This window comes from Paenirhodobacter huangdaonensis, from assembly GCF_004022465.1.
GTDB lineage: Bacteria > Pseudomonadota > Alphaproteobacteria > Rhodobacterales > Rhodobacteraceae > Rhodobacter > Rhodobacter huangdaonensis.
In genome coordinates, this window is sequence record NZ_SAVA01000014.1 from 1 (window position 1) to 13,883 (window position 13,883).

Annotated in this window: 18 protein-coding genes; 14 read left to right on the forward strand and 4 right to left on the reverse strand. The window is 68.2% G+C overall.

The window, feature by feature from the left end:
• Window positions 1–1,110: 4-hydroxybenzoate 3-monooxygenase (gene pobA / locus EOW66_RS17775; RefSeq protein WP_128157689.1), on the forward strand; the 1,110-nt coding region annotated here is incomplete at its 5' end.
• A gap of 44 nt (window positions 1,111–1,154) precedes the next feature.
• Here the strand turns inward: pobA and EOW66_RS17780 are convergent.
• The gene (locus tag EOW66_RS17780; RefSeq protein ID WP_239017625.1) at window positions 1,155–1,604 is read right to left on the reverse strand and encodes an Lrp/AsnC family transcriptional regulator; all 450 of its coding nucleotides are present in this window, start codon (window positions 1,602–1,604) and stop codon (window positions 1,155–1,157) included.
• Between the two features lie 123 nt (window positions 1,605–1,727).
• Between EOW66_RS17780 and EOW66_RS17785 the strand changes: the two genes are divergently transcribed.
• The 3 genes from EOW66_RS17785 (at window position 1,728) to EOW66_RS17795 (ending at window position 4,332) form a co-directional block, all read left to right on the forward strand.
• Window positions 1,728–2,273 (forward strand): RBBP9/YdeN family alpha/beta hydrolase, encoded by a 546-nt coding sequence (locus EOW66_RS17785; protein ID WP_128157691.1) that lies wholly within the window; start codon window positions 1,728–1,730, stop codon window positions 2,271–2,273.
• Between the two features lie 223 nt (window positions 2,274–2,496).
• Entirely contained in the window at window positions 2,497–3,492 is a 996-nt protein-coding gene (dusA, locus tag EOW66_RS17790; RefSeq protein ID WP_128157692.1) for a tRNA dihydrouridine(20/20a) synthase DusA, read from the forward strand.
• 24 nt (window positions 3,493–3,516) lie between these two features.
• Complete coding sequence (locus EOW66_RS17795; protein WP_128157693.1) at window positions 3,517–4,332, forward strand: sulfite exporter TauE/SafE family protein; 816 nt, start codon at window positions 3,517–3,519, stop codon at window positions 4,330–4,332.
• A 60-nt stretch (window positions 4,333–4,392) separates the two neighbouring features.
• Here EOW66_RS17795 and mazG read toward each other — a convergent pair whose 3' ends face one another.
• The gene (gene mazG / locus EOW66_RS17800) at window positions 4,393–5,205 is read right to left on the reverse strand and encodes a nucleoside triphosphate pyrophosphohydrolase (RefSeq protein ID WP_380711095.1); all 813 of its coding nucleotides are present in this window, start codon (window positions 5,203–5,205) and stop codon (window positions 4,393–4,395) included.
• An 83-nt stretch (window positions 5,206–5,288) separates the two neighbouring features.
• Here mazG and EOW66_RS17805 point away from each other — a divergent pair, with 83 nt between their 5' ends.
• The 10 genes from EOW66_RS17805 (at window position 5,289) to EOW66_RS17850 (ending at window position 13,105) form a co-directional block, all read left to right on the forward strand.
• Entirely contained in the window at window positions 5,289–6,452 is a 1,164-nt protein-coding gene (locus EOW66_RS17805) for a M20 aminoacylase family protein (protein WP_128157695.1), read from the forward strand.
• Between the two features lie 321 nt (window positions 6,453–6,773).
• On the forward strand, window positions 6,774–7,115 hold the full coding sequence (gene yajC, locus EOW66_RS17810) for a preprotein translocase subunit YajC (RefSeq protein WP_128157696.1): 342 nt from the start codon (window positions 6,774–6,776) through the stop codon (window positions 7,113–7,115).
• A gap of 14 nt (window positions 7,116–7,129) precedes the next feature.
• Entirely contained in the window at window positions 7,130–8,794 is a 1,665-nt protein-coding gene (gene secD / locus EOW66_RS17815) for a protein translocase subunit SecD (protein WP_128157697.1), read from the forward strand.
• Window positions 8,795–8,806: 12 nt separating this feature from the next.
• A complete protein-coding gene (gene secF, locus EOW66_RS17820) occupies window positions 8,807–9,790 on the forward strand; it encodes a protein translocase subunit SecF (protein ID WP_128157698.1) in 984 nt (327 codons plus the stop codon).
• The gene (locus tag EOW66_RS17825; RefSeq protein ID WP_128157699.1) at window positions 9,777–10,145 is read left to right on the forward strand and encodes an Mth938-like domain-containing protein; all 369 of its coding nucleotides are present in this window, start codon (window positions 9,777–9,779) and stop codon (window positions 10,143–10,145) included. The genes secF and EOW66_RS17825 overlap by 14 nt, the downstream gene beginning before the upstream one ends.
• Before the next feature lie 38 nt (window positions 10,146–10,183).
• A complete protein-coding gene (gene ccmA, locus EOW66_RS17830) occupies window positions 10,184–10,816 on the forward strand; it encodes a heme ABC exporter ATP-binding protein CcmA (protein WP_128157700.1) in 633 nt (210 codons plus the stop codon).
• Between the two features lie 136 nt (window positions 10,817–10,952).
• Complete coding sequence (gene ccmB, locus EOW66_RS17835; protein WP_113900307.1) at window positions 10,953–11,615, forward strand: heme exporter protein CcmB; 663 nt, start codon at window positions 10,953–10,955, stop codon at window positions 11,613–11,615.
• Between the two features lie 83 nt (window positions 11,616–11,698).
• The gene (locus EOW66_RS17840) at window positions 11,699–12,427 is read left to right on the forward strand and encodes a heme ABC transporter permease (protein ID WP_128157701.1); all 729 of its coding nucleotides are present in this window, start codon (window positions 11,699–11,701) and stop codon (window positions 12,425–12,427) included.
• Window positions 12,424–12,582: a heme exporter protein CcmD gene (gene ccmD / locus EOW66_RS17845; protein WP_113900309.1), complete on the forward strand. Its 159-nt coding sequence runs from the start codon at window positions 12,424–12,426 to the stop codon at window positions 12,580–12,582. Before EOW66_RS17840 ends, ccmD begins: the two co-directional genes overlap by 4 nt.
• Window positions 12,575–13,105: a DsbE family thiol:disulfide interchange protein gene (locus tag EOW66_RS17850; protein WP_113900310.1), complete on the forward strand. Its 531-nt coding sequence runs from the start codon at window positions 12,575–12,577 to the stop codon at window positions 13,103–13,105. The genes ccmD and EOW66_RS17850 overlap by 8 nt, the downstream gene beginning before the upstream one ends.
• A gap of 3 nt (window positions 13,106–13,108) precedes the next feature.
• Here EOW66_RS17850 and EOW66_RS17855 read toward each other — a convergent pair whose 3' ends face one another.
• A complete protein-coding gene (locus EOW66_RS17855) occupies window positions 13,109–13,288 on the reverse strand; it encodes a hypothetical protein (RefSeq protein WP_113900311.1) in 180 nt (59 codons plus the stop codon).
• Entirely contained in the window at window positions 13,285–13,851 is a 567-nt protein-coding gene (gene hpt / locus EOW66_RS17860) for a hypoxanthine phosphoribosyltransferase (RefSeq protein ID WP_113900312.1), read from the reverse strand. The genes EOW66_RS17855 and hpt overlap by 4 nt, the downstream gene beginning before the upstream one ends.
• Between the last annotated feature and the right edge of the window lie 32 nt (window positions 13,852–13,883).

The following is a 13,883-nucleotide window of genomic DNA, read 5'->3' on the forward strand; positions in this document are numbered from 1 at the left end:
CTGAACCGCTCGGGGATCGAGACGATCATCCTTGAGCGCTCGAGCCGCGAGCACGTGCTCTCGCGGATCCGGGCGGGGGTGCTCGAATGGGGCACGGTCGAGGTGCTGCGCGAGGCGGGAGTGGGAGCGCGGATGGAGGCCGAGGGCTTCGTGCATGATGGCACCTGGCTCAGCGATGCCGACCGCCTGGTGCATATCGACTTCCACGCGCTCACCGGCAAGCGGGTGATGATCTATGGCCAGACCGAGGTCACGCATGACCTTTACGAGGCGCAGGACGCACTCGGCACCCGGATCATCCACGGCGTCGGGGAGGTGACAATTCACGATCTCGACGGCGCGCAGGCCGCTGTCGACTACACGCTGAACGGCACCCGCCACCGGCTGCGCTGCGCCTATGTCGCGGGCTGCGACGGCTTCCACGGTGTGTCGCGCCGCACCATCCCGGCCGGGAAACGGCGCGAGTTCGAGCGGGTCTATCCCTTCGGCTGGCTCGGCATCCTGTCGAAGACGCCGCCGGTGCAGGACGAGCTGATCTACGCAAGCTCGCCGCACGGTTTCGCGCTCGCCTCGATGCGCAACGCCAATCTCGTGCGCTGTTACGTGCAGGTGCCGCTCACCGACCGGGTCGAGGACTGGCCGGACGAGCGCTTCTGGGCCGAGTTCCGCCGCCGCCTCCCCGCCGAGGCCGCAGCAAGGCTCGTCACCGGGCCGGCGATCGAGAAATCGATCGCGCCGCTGCGCAGCTTCGTCTCCGAGCCGCTGCGCTGGGGCCGGCTGTTCCTCGTGGGCGATGCCGCCCATATCGTGCCGCCGACCGGGGCGAAGGGGCTCAACCTCGCGGTGTCCGACGTCTTCTACCTGCATCAGGCGCTGATCGACGCGCTTAAGCATGGCAAGGAGGCCGGGATCGACGGCTATTCGCAGCGGGCGCTCGCGCGGATCTGGCAGGCGATGCGCTTCTCCTGGCAGATGACGACGATGCTGCACCGTTTCGACGACGAGGACAGCTTTGCCGCACAGATGCGCCGCGCCGCGCTCGACCATCTCGCCCTGTCCGAGACCGCCCGGCGCGAGTTGGCGGAGAACTACGTCGGGCTGCCGTTCTAGCCGCCCGTGACTGCCGGCGGGCGGCCACGCCGGCCGGGGCCGGGTCAGCCGAGAAGCGCCTTGCCAAGCGGTTTCACGGGCTCCGAGCGCAGGACGAGAGATGTGGTGATCGCCCCGAACCGGGCGATGGTGTCGACGATGGTTTCGAGCTGTCCCGGGGTCGGGACGAGAACCTTGAGCAGGAAACAGTCCTCTCCGGTCAGACGGTGGACCTCGATCACATGCGGCATCTCGGCGAAGGCGCGCAGCGCCGGCTTGATGTGCTCATGCGTGGTCTTCAGGCGAATGATCGCCATCATGCCAAGCCCCAGCGCGGCCGGGTCCAGACGCACGGCATAGCCCGCAATGATGCCGCGATCCTCGAGGCGTTTGACCCGCTCCGAGGTCGCCGGCTGCGAAAGCCCGACACGTCGTCCGACCTCTGAAAGCGGGGTGCGGGCGTTGTCCTGAAGCGCCTCCAGGATTGCGATATCAAGGCGGTCGAGGTCACTCATCGGCATGCTGTGTTATCGCTTCCGTTAATTCATCGGAAGTTTGACCCAAAATCCGATGAGTTGCCATTCCCGGATCGTGTGCCGGGCACGAAACTCCGGGATTGTGAAAATCAGGAGTGAATCATGGGATCTCGTTTCGTCATGGTGCCGGGGATCGGCGGGTCTGGCCCGGAGCATTGGCAAAGCCATTGGCAAGACCTTGACCCCGGTGCCACCCGGATCGCGCCGGGCTCGTGGAAAGAGCCGGAACTCGCGGATTGGATCGCCGCGCTGGAGCGGGCGGTTGCCGCGCATCCTCAGCCGCCGGTGCTTGTCTGCCATTCGCTCGGCTGCCTTCTCTTCGCCCATTGGCGCGCGGCGTCTTCCGGTGCGATCGCGGCGGCCTTTCTGGTTGCGGTGCCGGACCCGCTCGGGCCGGTCTTCCCGGCGCGGGCAAGGGAATTCGGGGCGCTGCCGGCATCGGGGTTCGGCGATCGCCCGGTGCTTGCCGTGGCCAGCGAAGACGATCCCTATGATCCGGAGGTAAGGGCGATCGCCTGGGCCGCAGGGCAGGGCGCAAGGCCCCGCCTTCTGGGGCGCCGCGGTCATCTGAACGGGGCATCGGGTCTTGGGGCCTGGCCGGAAGGGCAGGCGCTTTTGGCCGAATTCCTGGACGAGATCGGGGGATAGGCGAGGGGTACCCCCGGGGCGCCGCGGGCCTCATCGCGGCGTCGCATGCTCCGCGGCCATTTGCCGCCCCGTGGCGAACCGCGGCCGGCCCCGGCGAGGTGAAGGACCAACGCCTTTGCCGGGTGCGGCGGGAAAAGGGCGGGCCCGCCTGCTCTCCTCTTTGCGCGACACCGCCCTTTTGCTACAGAGCGGCGGAAACGCGACGGATAGAGGGGGCCTGCAAATGGTGGAACAAGCGAATTGGCCGGCCGCCGCCCGTCTGTCCGTTGCGCCGATGATGGACTGGACCGACCGGCACTGCCGTGTCTTTCACCGCCAGATCTCGCGCCACGCGCTGCTTTACACCGAGATGGTGACCGCCCCGGCGGTGGTGCATGGCAAGCGCGCCCAGCTGCTCGACTTCTCGCCCGCGGAACATCCGGTCGCGCTGCAGCTGGGCGGCTCGGACCCGGCCGAGCTCGCCCTGGCCACGCGGATCGCGGCCGACTGGGGCTATGACGAGATCAACCTCAACTGCGGTTGCCCCTCGGACCGGGTGCAGTCGGGCGCCTTCGGGGCGGTGCTGATGAAGACCCCGGAACTGGTGGCGCGCTGCGTGAGCGCGATGATCGCCGCAAGCCCGGTCGAGGTCACGGTGAAATGCCGCATCGGTGTCGACGACCAGATCCCCGAAGAGGTGCTGCCCGACTTCCTGCGCCGGGTCTCGGCGGCGGGCGTGCGCCGCTTCACCATCCATGCCCGCAAGGCCTGGCTGCAGGGGCTGAGCCCGAAGGACAACCGCGAGATCCCGCCGCTCGACTATCCGCTCGTGCATGCGATGAAGGCGGAATTCCCGGATCTGCACCTCTCGATCAACGGCGGCATCGCGACCCTTGCCGAGGCCGAGGCGCAGCTCGCCGCCGGAATCGACGGGGTGATGGTCGGCCGCGCCGCCTATCACCAGCCGATGGAGGTGCTGGGGGGTGCCGATGCCGCGATCTGGGGCGAGGGGGCGCCGGCCGATCCCTTCGCCGTGGCCGAGGCGATGACGCCCTATATCGCCGATCATCTCGCCGCGGGCGGGCGGCTGCATCAGATCACCCGCCACATGCTGGGCCTGTTCCACGGTCGCCCGGGGGCGCGCGGCTGGCGCCGGGTGCTGTCGGAAGGGGCGACGCGCGAGGGCGCGGGGCTTGCGCTTTATGCGGCGGCTCTGGCAGAAGTGGCGCGACCCGCATAAGCGCCGGGGGCGCAGGAGGACCGCATGACCCATCTCGACACGCTTTTGCCGCTGCTGCTGATCCTGATGGCGGTCGGCGCCTTTGCCGGCATCCTTGCCGGCCTTCTCGGCGTGGGCGGCGGCATCGTGCTGGTGCCGGCCTTCTATTACCTCTTCGCCGGGCTCGGCTATGGCTCGGACAACCTGATGCAGGTCTGCGTCGCGACCTCGCTTGCCACGATCATCGTCACCTCGATCCGCTCGGTGCTGGCGCATAACCGCCGCGGCGCCGTCGACTGGACGATCCTGAAGCAATGGGCGCCGCCGATCGCCATCGGCGCGGTCGCGGGCGTGCTGGTCGTCGCACAGCTGCGCACGCAGACGCTGCAGCTGATCTTCGGCGTGCTGGTGTTCTGCATTGCCTGCTACATGGCCTTCGGCAAGGCGAGCTGGCGGATCTCGGACCATCTTCCGGGCGGCATCTTCCGCGCCTGGTTCGGGCCGCTGATGGGCTTTGCCTCGGTGCTCCTTGGCATCGGCGGCGGCTCGATCGGCACGCCGATGCTGACCCTGCACGGGGTGCCGATCCACCGCGCGGTGGCGACGGCGGCGGGCTTTGGCGTCACCATCGCCGCGCCCTCGGCGGTGGCCTTCCTGCTGACCCGCGTGCCCGATGCGCCGCCCTATACGATCGGCGCGATCAACGTGCCCGCCTTCCTCGTGGTGATCGCGATGACGATGATCACCGCGCCCTGGGGCGCGGCGCTCGCCCACCGGCTCGACCCGAAGAAGCTCAAGCGTGTCTTCGCGGGCTTCCTGATGCTCGTCGCGCTGAACATGCTGCGCAAGGCGCTGTTCTGAGCCCCCCGGCTTTTTCTTGGCGCAAATACTCTGGGGGTCCGGGGGTGAAACCCCCGGCGCCTATTTCACCCCATGCGCCTTCGCCGCATTCCAAAGCGCATCCATCTCGGCCAGATCGCTGTCCGCCGGCACCTTGCCGCGCCCCTTCAGCGCGTCCTCGATATAGGCGAACCGACGGGTGAATTTCCCGTTTGCCGCGCGCAGGCAGGCCTCGGGGTCAAGCCCCAGATGGCGGCCGAGGTTCACCATCACGAACAGCAGATCGCCATATTCCTCGGCGATCTCCTCGGCGCCGAGGAGATCGCGCGCCTCGGTCAGCTCGCGCGCCTCCTCGGCGATCTTGTCGACCACCTCGGCGGTCGAGGGCCAGTCGAAGCCCACCCGCGCGGCGCGGTTTTGCAGCTTCAGCGCCCGGCTCAGCGCCGGCAGGCCAAGCGCCACACCATCGAGCACGCCGCGCTCGGCCCGGCCCGCGCGCTCGGCCGCCTTGATCTTCTCCCAGTCGACGGTCTGCTCGGCCGCCGACTTGTCGCGGCTTTCGTCGCCGAAGACATGCGGATGGCGCGAGATCATCTTGGCGTTGATCGCGCGCAACACGCCCGCCAGATCGAACAGGTCCTTCTCGGCTGCCATCCGGGCGTGGAACACCACCTGCAGCGCAAGGTCGCCCAGCTCGCTTTCCAGCTCGTCCCAGGCGCCGCGCTCGATCGCGTCGGCGACCTCATGCGCTTCCTCGATGGTATAGGGCACGATCGAGGCGAAATCCTGCTCGAGATCCCAGGGACAGCCCGTCTCCGGATCGCGCAGACAGTCCATGATCGCCGCCAGCCGGCGCATCTGCACGCCCGCATCGCCGGCCTCGTCGAACAGCATCGGATCGCTCGGTTTCGCCATTGCCCTTGCCTCCTGAAAGGATCATCTAGGTCAGTATCCCTTCCCGGAGATCAGAGTCCACCATGCCCGTCATCAACCGCATCGCCGCCCTTGCCCCGGAGATGGCCGAATGGCGACACTGGCTGCACCGCCACCCCGAGCTCGAATTCGACCTGCCGAAGACCTCGGCTTTCGTCGCGGCGAAACTGCGCAGCTTCGGTGTCGACGAGATCCACGAGGGGGTGGCGCGCTCGGGCATCGTCGCGGTGATCCGCGGCCGCATGGCCGGCCCGGCGATCGGGCTGCGCGCCGACATGGATGCGCTGCCGATCGAGGAGATCACCGGCAAGGATTATGCCTCCGAGCACCCCGGGCGGATGCACGCCTGCGGCCATGACGGGCACACCACGATGCTGCTGGGCGCGGCGCGCTATCTCAGCGAGACGCGCAATTTCGCGGGCTCGGTCGTGCTGCTCTTCCAGCCCGCCGAGGAAGAGGGCGGCGGCGGCGAGGTGATGGTGCGCGAGGGCGTGATGGAGCGCTTCGCCATCACCGAGGTCTATGGCATCCACAACGCGCCGAACCTGCCGCTCGGCCATTTCCAGACCACGCCCGGGCCGCTGATGGCGGCGGTCGACACCGCCTGGATCACCGTCACCGGCCGCGGCGGCCATGGCGCGACGCCGCAGGTCTGCGCCGATCCGGTCGTCGCCATCGCCGGCATGGTCGGCGCGCTGCAGACGATCGTCAGCCGCAATGTCGCCGCGCTCGAACAGGCGGTGGTCTCGGTGACCGAGATCCACGTCGGCACGGCGAACAACATCATCCCGGAAAGCGGCTGGTTCGCGGCGACGATCCGCTCCTTCTCGCCCGCGGTGCGCGACCTGCTCGAGGACCGCTTCCGTGCCATCGTCGCGGGTCAGGCCGAGGCCTATGGCGTGCGCGCCGAGATCACCTATGAACGCGGCTATCCGCCGACAGTGAACGATGCCGGAAAGGCGCGCTTTGCTGCCGATGTCGCGGCCGAGGTCTCGGGCGCGGCCGCGGTCGAGGCCGAGGCCGAGCGCGACATGGGGGCGGAGGATTTCGCCTATATGCTCGCCGCGCGGCCCGGCGCCTATCTCTTCCTCGGCACCGGCCCGGGGGCGGGGCTGCACCACCCGGCCTATGACTTCAACGACGCGGCGGCGCCGATCGGCGCGAGCTTCTTCGCGCGCCTCGTCGAACGCGCCCTGCCGGTCGGCTGAGCCCGGGGCGGGGAGGGGCGCTGCCGCTCCTTGTGCGGTGGCGCAAACTCACCCCGAGGCCTTTTCGGCAAGGAGAAATCCGCAAGACCCCGCGGCCCCTGCTTTCATCTTGGCAAAAATACCTCGGGGGTGAGGCGCGGCACGCGCCGAGGGGGCAGCGCCCCCTTTCTGTTTGCTCGCTCCGTCCGGTCTGACGTGACCGTGAGTCGGCGGCGGGACGGGCCGTCGCGCCTTGCCATTGCGGGGGGCGGCGGCTAGGGTGCGCGCCGAAAACCGGGCGCGGGGAAGCCGCGTCCAAGGCCCGAACGAAAGGACCAGACCATGTTCATCTCCCCCGCCTTCGCCCAGGCCGCCGGTGGCGCCGCCCCGTCGGGCATTGCCGCCTTCGGCCAGTTCCTGCCGCTCGTCCTGATCTTCGTGATCATGTATTTCCTGCTGATCCGTCCGCAGCAGAAGAAGGCGAAAGAGCACCGCTCGATGGTCGAGTCGCTGCGTCGCGGTGATCAGGTCGTCACCCAGGGCGGCATCATCGGCAAGGTGGCCCATGTGCGCGAGGATGGCGAGCTCGAGATCGAGATCGCGCCGGGCGTCAAGGTGCGCGTCGTGAAGGCGACCGTGACCCAGGTGCTCACCAAGACCGAACCGGCCGCCAGCGCCGAATAAGGACCATCGCCGTCATGCTGCAGATCCCGCTCTGGAAGCGTGTCGTCATCATCGGCCTGTGCGTGATCGGGCTGGGCATGGCGGCGCCGAACCTTTTCTACAACCGCGTCGAGGGGCACAACGATGCCCTGCGCACGCTCGAGCGCAGCGGTGCGCTGAGCGACGCGCAGGCGGCGGCCAAGGCCGCCTGGCCCGACTGGCTGCCCTCGGGGCTCGTCAACCTCGGGCTCGACCTGCGCGGTGGCGCGCATCTCCTTGCCGAGGTCCATCTCGACGAGGTCTACAAGGCGCGGATGGATGCGCTCTGGCCCGAGGCGCGCAAGGCGCTGGCGGCCGAGCGGGCGACCATCGGCTCGATCCGCCGCGTGCCCTCGCCGGGCGGCGAGCTGCGGATCCAGATCGGCAATGCCGAGCAGATCGCGGCCGCCGTTGCGGCGGTCAAGGCGCTCGCCACCCCGGTCGTCACCCTGACCGGCGTCGGGCAGAACGACATCGAGGTGACCGGGCAGGGCGACACGCTCACGATCCGTCTGAGCGAGGCCGAACAGGCCGCGACCGATGACCGCACGATGCAGCAGTCGCTTGAAATCGTGCGCCGCCGCGTCGATGCGGCCGGCACCCGCGAGCCGACGATCATGCGTCAGGGCTCGGACCGGATCCTGATCGAGGTGCCCGGCATCGGCTCGGCCGCCGAGCTGAAATCGCTGATCGGCACCACCGCGAAGCTGACCTTCCATCAGGTCGTCGGCCGCAGCTCGAACCCGGACCAGCCCGCGGGCACCGGCAACGAGATCCTGCCCGACGCCAACACCCAGGGGATCTATTACATCCTCGACCAGGTGCCGGTGGTCTCGGGCGACGAGCTGACCGATGCCCGCCCCGAAACCGACCAGAACGGCTATCCGGCCGTCGGCTTCCGCTTCAACCCGACCGGCGCGCGCGCCTTCGGCGACTTCACCCAGAACCATATCGGCGAACCCTTCGCCATCGTGCTCGACGGCAAGGTGATCTCGGCGCCGGTGATCCAGAGCCATATCGCCGGAGGCTCCGGCATCATCACCGGCCATTTCACCTCGCAGGAGGCGACCGACCTTGCGCTTCTGCTGCGCGCAGGCGCGCTGCCCGCGGGCATGACCTTCCTCGAGGAGCGCACGATCGGGCCCGAGCTCGGCGCCGACTCGATCGCCGCGGGCCGCGTCGCCGCCGCCGTCGGCTTCGTTGCCGTGGTGGCGCTGATCATCGCCTCCTATGGCCTCTTCGGGGTCTTCGCCACGGTTGCACTGGTGGTCAACATCGGCCTGATCTTCGGCGTCATGTCGATGATCGGCTCGACGCTGACGCTGCCCGGCATCGCCGGCATCGTGCTGACCATGGGCACCGCGGTCGACGCCAACGTGCTGATCTTCGAGCGCATCCGCGAGGAGCTGCGCACTGCCAAGGGGCCGGCACGGGCGATCGAGCTCGGCTTCGAGAAGGCGATGTCGGCGATCGTCGATGCGAACGTGACCACCTTCATCACCGGGGTGATCCTGTTCGTGCTTGGCGCCGGCCCGGTGCGGGGCTTTGCCGTGACGCTGATCATCGGCATCCTCACCTCGGTCTTCACCGCCATCTATGTCACCCGTCTGATGGTGAGCGCCTGGTTCAGCTGGCGCCGTCCGAAGACGATCGTGCTTTAAGGAGGGAACGCCATGGCATTCCGGCTCAAACTCGTTCCCGAACACACGACGTTCGACTTCTTCAAGCACGCCTGGCTGACCTTCGGCGCCTCGGCAGTGGCGGTGGTGATCTCGCTGATCCTGCCGGTGGTGATGGGGCTGAACTTCGGCATCGACTTCCGCGGCGGCACCACGATCCGCACGGAATCGACGCAGGTCCTCGATGTCGGCGCCTATCGCAAGGCGATGGCCCCGCTCGGGCTTGGCGATGTGGCGATCACCGAGGTCTTCGACCCGAACTTCCGTGCCGACCAGCATGTCGCGATGATCCGCATCCAGGCGCAGGGTGACACCGAGGCGATCACCCCCGAGACGATCGGCACGATCGAGGCGGCGCTGAAGACCGTCGACCCGGCGGTGACTTTCGTGTCGACCGAATCCGTCGGTCCGAAAGTCTCGGGCGAGCTGATCTGGACCGCGATCTGGTCGGTTCTGGCCGCCACCGCAGCGATCGTCGTCTATGTCTGGGTCCGCTTCGAATGGCAGTATTCGATCGGCGCGCTGGCCGCGCTTGTCCATGACGTGGCGCTGACCGTCGGGCTCTTCGCGCTGTTCCAGCTCAAGTTCGACCTGACGATCATCGCCGCGCTGCTGACCATCCTCGGCTATTCGATCAACGACACCGTCGTCGTCTTCGACCGGCTGCGCGAGAACCTGGTCAAGTACAAGACGATGCCGCTCAAGGACGTGATGAACATCTCGGTCAACGAGACGCTGTCGCGCACCGTGATGACCTCGGGCACGACGCTGATAGCGCTGATCTCGCTTCTGGTGCTGGGCGGCGACGTGATCCGCAACTTCGTCTTCGCGATGACCTGGGGCGTGGTGGTCGGCACCTATTCCTCGGTCTTCGTGGCGAAGAACATCGTGCTCTTCATCGGTCTCGACCGGAACAAGAAACCGGGCGATCCGTCGGACAAGTTCTTCACCGAGGGGGCGGCGAATGCCGATCACTGAGGCCGAATTCGGCGCCTCGCTGCCGGTCGATTCCTACGGCCCGGGGTTCTTCCGGGTCGCGGGGGTGGTGCATCGCGGCGGGCTGCTGGTGCGGGCCGAGGCGGCGGGCCCCTGGGGCGGCTATGACGACCTCGCGCCGCTGCTGGCGCTTGCGGGGGCGATCGACGTGCTTTTCCTCGGCACCGGGGCGCAGATCGCCTATCTGCCGAAACCCTTCGTCGCCGCGCTCGAGGCGGCGGGGGTGATGTGCGAGGGCATGTCCACGCCTTCGGCTGCGCGCACCTACAACGTGCTGCTGAGCGAGGGGCGTCGCGTTGCCGCGGCACTGCTGCCGATGCCGGGGGAGGCACCGTGACGCTTTCCCGGCCCGGCCGGATCGGTTAAGGCTCGGCCATGACCATGTTGAGCGTCGACAATCTGAGTGTGACACGCGGCGGGCTGCCGGTGCTCGAGGGGGTGAGTTTCACCCTCGAGGCGGGCCGTGCGCTGGTGCTGCGTGGCCCGAACGGGATCGGCAAGACGACGCTCTTGCGCACCCTTGCCGGGCTGCAGCCGGCGCTGGTGGGCACCGTCTCGATGCCGGCCGAGACGATGGCCTATGCGGGCCATGCCGACGGGCTGAAGGCGATGCTGAGCGTGCGCGAGAACCTGCGGTTCTGGGCCGATGTCTACGCGACGCCCGACATCGCCCCGGCGATCGAGCGGATGAACCTGCGCGCATTGGCCGACCGGGCGGCGCACAGCCTGTCGGCCGGGCAGAAGCGCCGGCTCGGCCTCGCGCGGCTTCTGGTCACCGGCCGCCCGATCTGGGTGCTCGACGAGCCCACCGTCTCGCTCGACGCGGCCTCGGTCGCGCTCTTCGGGGCGGCGGTGCGGGCACATCTCGCGACCGGCGGCGCCGCGCTGATGGCCACCCATATCGACCTCGGCATCCCCGAGGCCGAGGTGCTCGACCTCGCCCCCTTCAAGGCCCGCCCGCCCGAACAGGGCGGCTTCCGCGGCAGTTTCGACGAGGCTTTCGGATGACCCGCCGCGGCACCTGTGACATCTGCCGGACGCTCCGCGGGGAGTATTTGGGCCAAGAAAAAGGCCCCTCGTTTTTTCTTGGCCCAAATACTCCCGCCGGAGGCGTCCGACCTCTGCGCCCAGGCGGAGGCCGGGCATGATCGCGCTGCTGCTTCGTGACCTGCGGCTTGCGGTGCGGGCGGGCGGCGGCTTCGGCCTCGGCCTTGCCTTCTTCCTGATCGTGGTGACGCTTGTCCCCTTCGGCGTCGGGCCCGAGGGCGGGGTGCTCTCGCGCATTGCCTCGGGCGTGCTCTGGCTTGGCGCGCTGCTCGCCTGTCTGCTCTCGCTCGACCGGATCTTCGCGCTCGATTACGAGGACGGCACGCTCGATCTGCTGGTGACGGCGCCGATCCCGCTCGAGGGCGCGGTGTCGATGAAGGCCGCGGCGCATTGGATCACCACCGGGCTGCCCTTGGTGCTGGCGGCGCCGGTCTTCGGCGTGCTGCTGCACCTGCCCGCGCCGGCCTATCTGTGGCTGGTGGTGTCGCTGCTGCTCGGCACGCCGGCGCTTTCGGTGCTGGGCACCTTCGGCGCGGCGCTGACCGTGGGGCTGAAGCGCGGCGGGTTGCTGCTCTCGCTTCTGGTGTTGCCGCTTTACGTGCCGACGCTGATCTTCGGGGCCGAGCTCGTGCGCCGCGGTGCTGCGGGGATGGAGGTGCGGGTGCCGCTTTTGATGCTCGCGGGGATCACCGCCGCCACCATCGCCCTTGTGCCCTTCGCCTCGGCCGCGGCGATCCGGGTGAACCTGCGGCAGGCTTGACGCGCGGCAAGCCGTCGCATCGAATGTCGGGCCATACGCGATAGTGAGTTGAGCGCGAAAGAACAGGAAGGTAGCCAGAGCCCATGTCGATCTGGGAATATGCGAACCCCGTCAAGTTCATGAAGACCTCCTCGCTCGTCCTGCCCTGGGCGACGGGGCTGGCGGCGGTCTGCCTGCTCGGCGGGCTGATCTGGGGCTTCTTCCTGACCCCCGAGGCCGACAATTTCGGCTCGACGGTGAAGGTGATCTACGTCCATGTGCCGGCGGCGATGATGGCGATCAACATCTGGGCGATGATGCTCGTCACCTCGCTGATCTGGCTCATTCGCCGCCATCACGTCTCGGCGCTGGCCGCCAAGGCCGCGGCGCCGATTGGCATGGTGATGACGCTGATCGCGCTGATCACCGGGGCGATCTGGGGCCAGCCGATGTGGGGCACCTGGTGGGAGTGGGACCCGCGGCTGACCTCGTTCCTGATCCTGTTCCTGTTCTATCTGGGCTACATGGCGCTGTGGGAGGCGATCGACAACCCGGACACCGCGGCCGATCTCACCGGCGTGCTGTGCCTGGTGGGCTCGGTCTTCGCGCTGCTCAGCCGCTATGCGGTGCTGTTCTGGAACCAGGGGCTGCATCAGGGCGCGACGCTGAGCATGGATTCGGCGCAGCATATCTCGGATGTCTACTGGTTCCCGCTGCTGCTGTGCATCGCGGGCTTCATCCTGTTCTTCATCGCGCTGGTGCTTTTGCGCACCCGCACCGAGATCCGCCTGCGCCGGCTCAAGGCGCTCGAGCAGAGGGAGCGCATGGCATGATGCCGGAACTCGGAAAATACGCGGTCACCGTGCTCGGCTCCTATGTCGCGACCGTCGGGCTTCTGGCGGGGCTCGTTGCGGTCTCGCTGTGGAAGGGCGCGAAAGTGAAACGGGCGCTCGCGCGCCAGGAAGAACGGATGGGAAAGAATGGTTAAGCCGCTCGTGCTGCTGCCCCCGGTCGCCTTTGCGGCGCTGGCGGGGCTGTTCCTGTGGGGGATGAACCGCACCGATCCGACGGCGCTGCCCTCGGCGCTGATCGGCAAGGCGGCCCCGCCGGTCGAGACCGTGCCGCTTGGCGAGGCGCAGATGTTCACCGATGCCGATCTGCGCGATGGCAAGATCAAGCTCGTCAACTTCTGGGCCTCGTGGTGCGCGCCCTGCCGGGTCGAGCATCCGACGCTGAAGGCAATGGCCGAGGACGGGGTCGAGATCTACGGCGTGAACTGGAAGGACAAGCCGGCGCAGGCGCTGTCGTTCCTTGCCGATCTTGGCGATCCCTTCGCGCGGATCGGCGCCGACCCGAAGAACACCATGGGCCTCGACTGGGGTGTTGCGGGCGTGCCCGAGACCTTCGTGATCGACGGCGAGGGCACGGTCTTGATGCGCTATGCCGGGCCGATCACCCAGAAGGTCCTGGACGAGCAGATCGCGCCGCTGCTGGCGGGCGAGGGCGAGTAACCCTCAGTGCAGGCGCGGACGCGCGGCGCGGTCGAGCCGCGCCCAGTCCGGCCAGAAGCCGAGCTTGTCGGCCAGCACGATCGCCACGGCGATCGCGAGCACCGCGCCCACGATCTTCACCTGCGTCATCGAGGGCGGCCGGCGCGCCCATTTCGCCATTCGCATGAACCACAGCGGGTTCACTTTGCCGCCTCGCCGGTGAAGCGCACGGTGCCGATGAAGGGCAGGTTGCGGTGCGTCTGCGCGAAGTCGAGCCCATAGCCCACGACGAATTCATCGGGGATCTCGAAGCCGGTCCAGGTCGCGTGCACGTCGACCTCGCGGCGCGAGGGCTTGTCGAGCATCGCACAGCATTCGATCCGCCGCGGGTGGCGGTCGCGCAGGATGTCCATCACCTTCGAAATCGTGTGGCCGGTGTCGACGATATCCTCGACCACCAGCACGTCGCGCCCGCCGATGCTGCCGCGCAGGTCCTTCAGGATGCGGACCTCGCGGGTCGAGGTGGTGTCGTTGCCGTAAGATGAGGCCTCGAGGAAATCGACCTCGCAGGGCAGGTCGATCTCGCGGATCAGGTCGGCGATGAACACGAAGGATCCACGCAGCAGCCCCACCACGACGAGCCGGTCGGTGCCGCGGAAGCTTTCCGAGATCTCGGCGCCAAGCGCCTCGACCCGCGCGGCGATGCGTTTGGCGGAAATCATCTGGTCGATCTCGTAGGGGCGACCATCCGCGGTGCGCTGCGTCATCCTGTTCTCCTGAACCCGCCCGGGGGGCCTTG

Bases quoted from the DNA above. Each gene is read 5' to 3' on its own strand.
- EOW66_RS17780 (WP_239017625.1), bottom strand. From the start codon at position 1,604: ATGAGTGACCTCGACCGCCTTGATATCGCAATCCTGGAGGCGCTTCAG.
- EOW66_RS17785 (WP_128157691.1), top strand. From the start codon at position 1,728: ATGGGATCTCGTTTCGTCATGGTGCCGGGGATCGGCGGGTCTGGCCCG.
- dusA (WP_128157692.1), top strand. From the start codon at position 2,497: ATGGTGGAACAAGCGAATTGGCCGGCCGCCGCCCGTCTGTCCGTTGCG.
- EOW66_RS17795 (WP_128157693.1), top strand. From the start codon at position 3,517: ATGACCCATCTCGACACGCTTTTGCCGCTGCTGCTGATCCTGATGGCG.
- mazG (WP_380711095.1), bottom strand. From the start codon at position 5,205: ATGCTGTTCGACGAGGCCGGCGATGCGGGCGTGCAGATGCGCCGGCTG.
- EOW66_RS17805 (WP_128157695.1), top strand. From the start codon at position 5,289: ATGCCCGTCATCAACCGCATCGCCGCCCTTGCCCCGGAGATGGCCGAA.
- yajC (WP_128157696.1), top strand. From the start codon at position 6,774: ATGTTCATCTCCCCCGCCTTCGCCCAGGCCGCCGGTGGCGCCGCCCCG.
- secD (WP_128157697.1), top strand. From the start codon at position 7,130: ATGCTGCAGATCCCGCTCTGGAAGCGTGTCGTCATCATCGGCCTGTGC.
- secF (WP_128157698.1), top strand. From the start codon at position 8,807: ATGGCATTCCGGCTCAAACTCGTTCCCGAACACACGACGTTCGACTTC.
- EOW66_RS17825 (WP_128157699.1), top strand. From the start codon at position 9,777: ATGCCGATCACTGAGGCCGAATTCGGCGCCTCGCTGCCGGTCGATTCC.
- ccmA (WP_128157700.1), top strand. From the start codon at position 10,184: ATGACCATGTTGAGCGTCGACAATCTGAGTGTGACACGCGGCGGGCTG.
- ccmB (WP_113900307.1), top strand. From the start codon at position 10,953: ATGATCGCGCTGCTGCTTCGTGACCTGCGGCTTGCGGTGCGGGCGGGC.
- EOW66_RS17840 (WP_128157701.1), top strand. From the start codon at position 11,699: ATGTCGATCTGGGAATATGCGAACCCCGTCAAGTTCATGAAGACCTCC.
- ccmD (WP_113900309.1), top strand. From the start codon at position 12,424: ATGATGCCGGAACTCGGAAAATACGCGGTCACCGTGCTCGGCTCCTAT.
- EOW66_RS17850 (WP_113900310.1), top strand. From the start codon at position 12,575: ATGGTTAAGCCGCTCGTGCTGCTGCCCCCGGTCGCCTTTGCGGCGCTG.
- hpt (WP_113900312.1), bottom strand. From the start codon at position 13,851: ATGACGCAGCGCACCGCGGATGGTCGCCCCTACGAGATCGACCAGATG.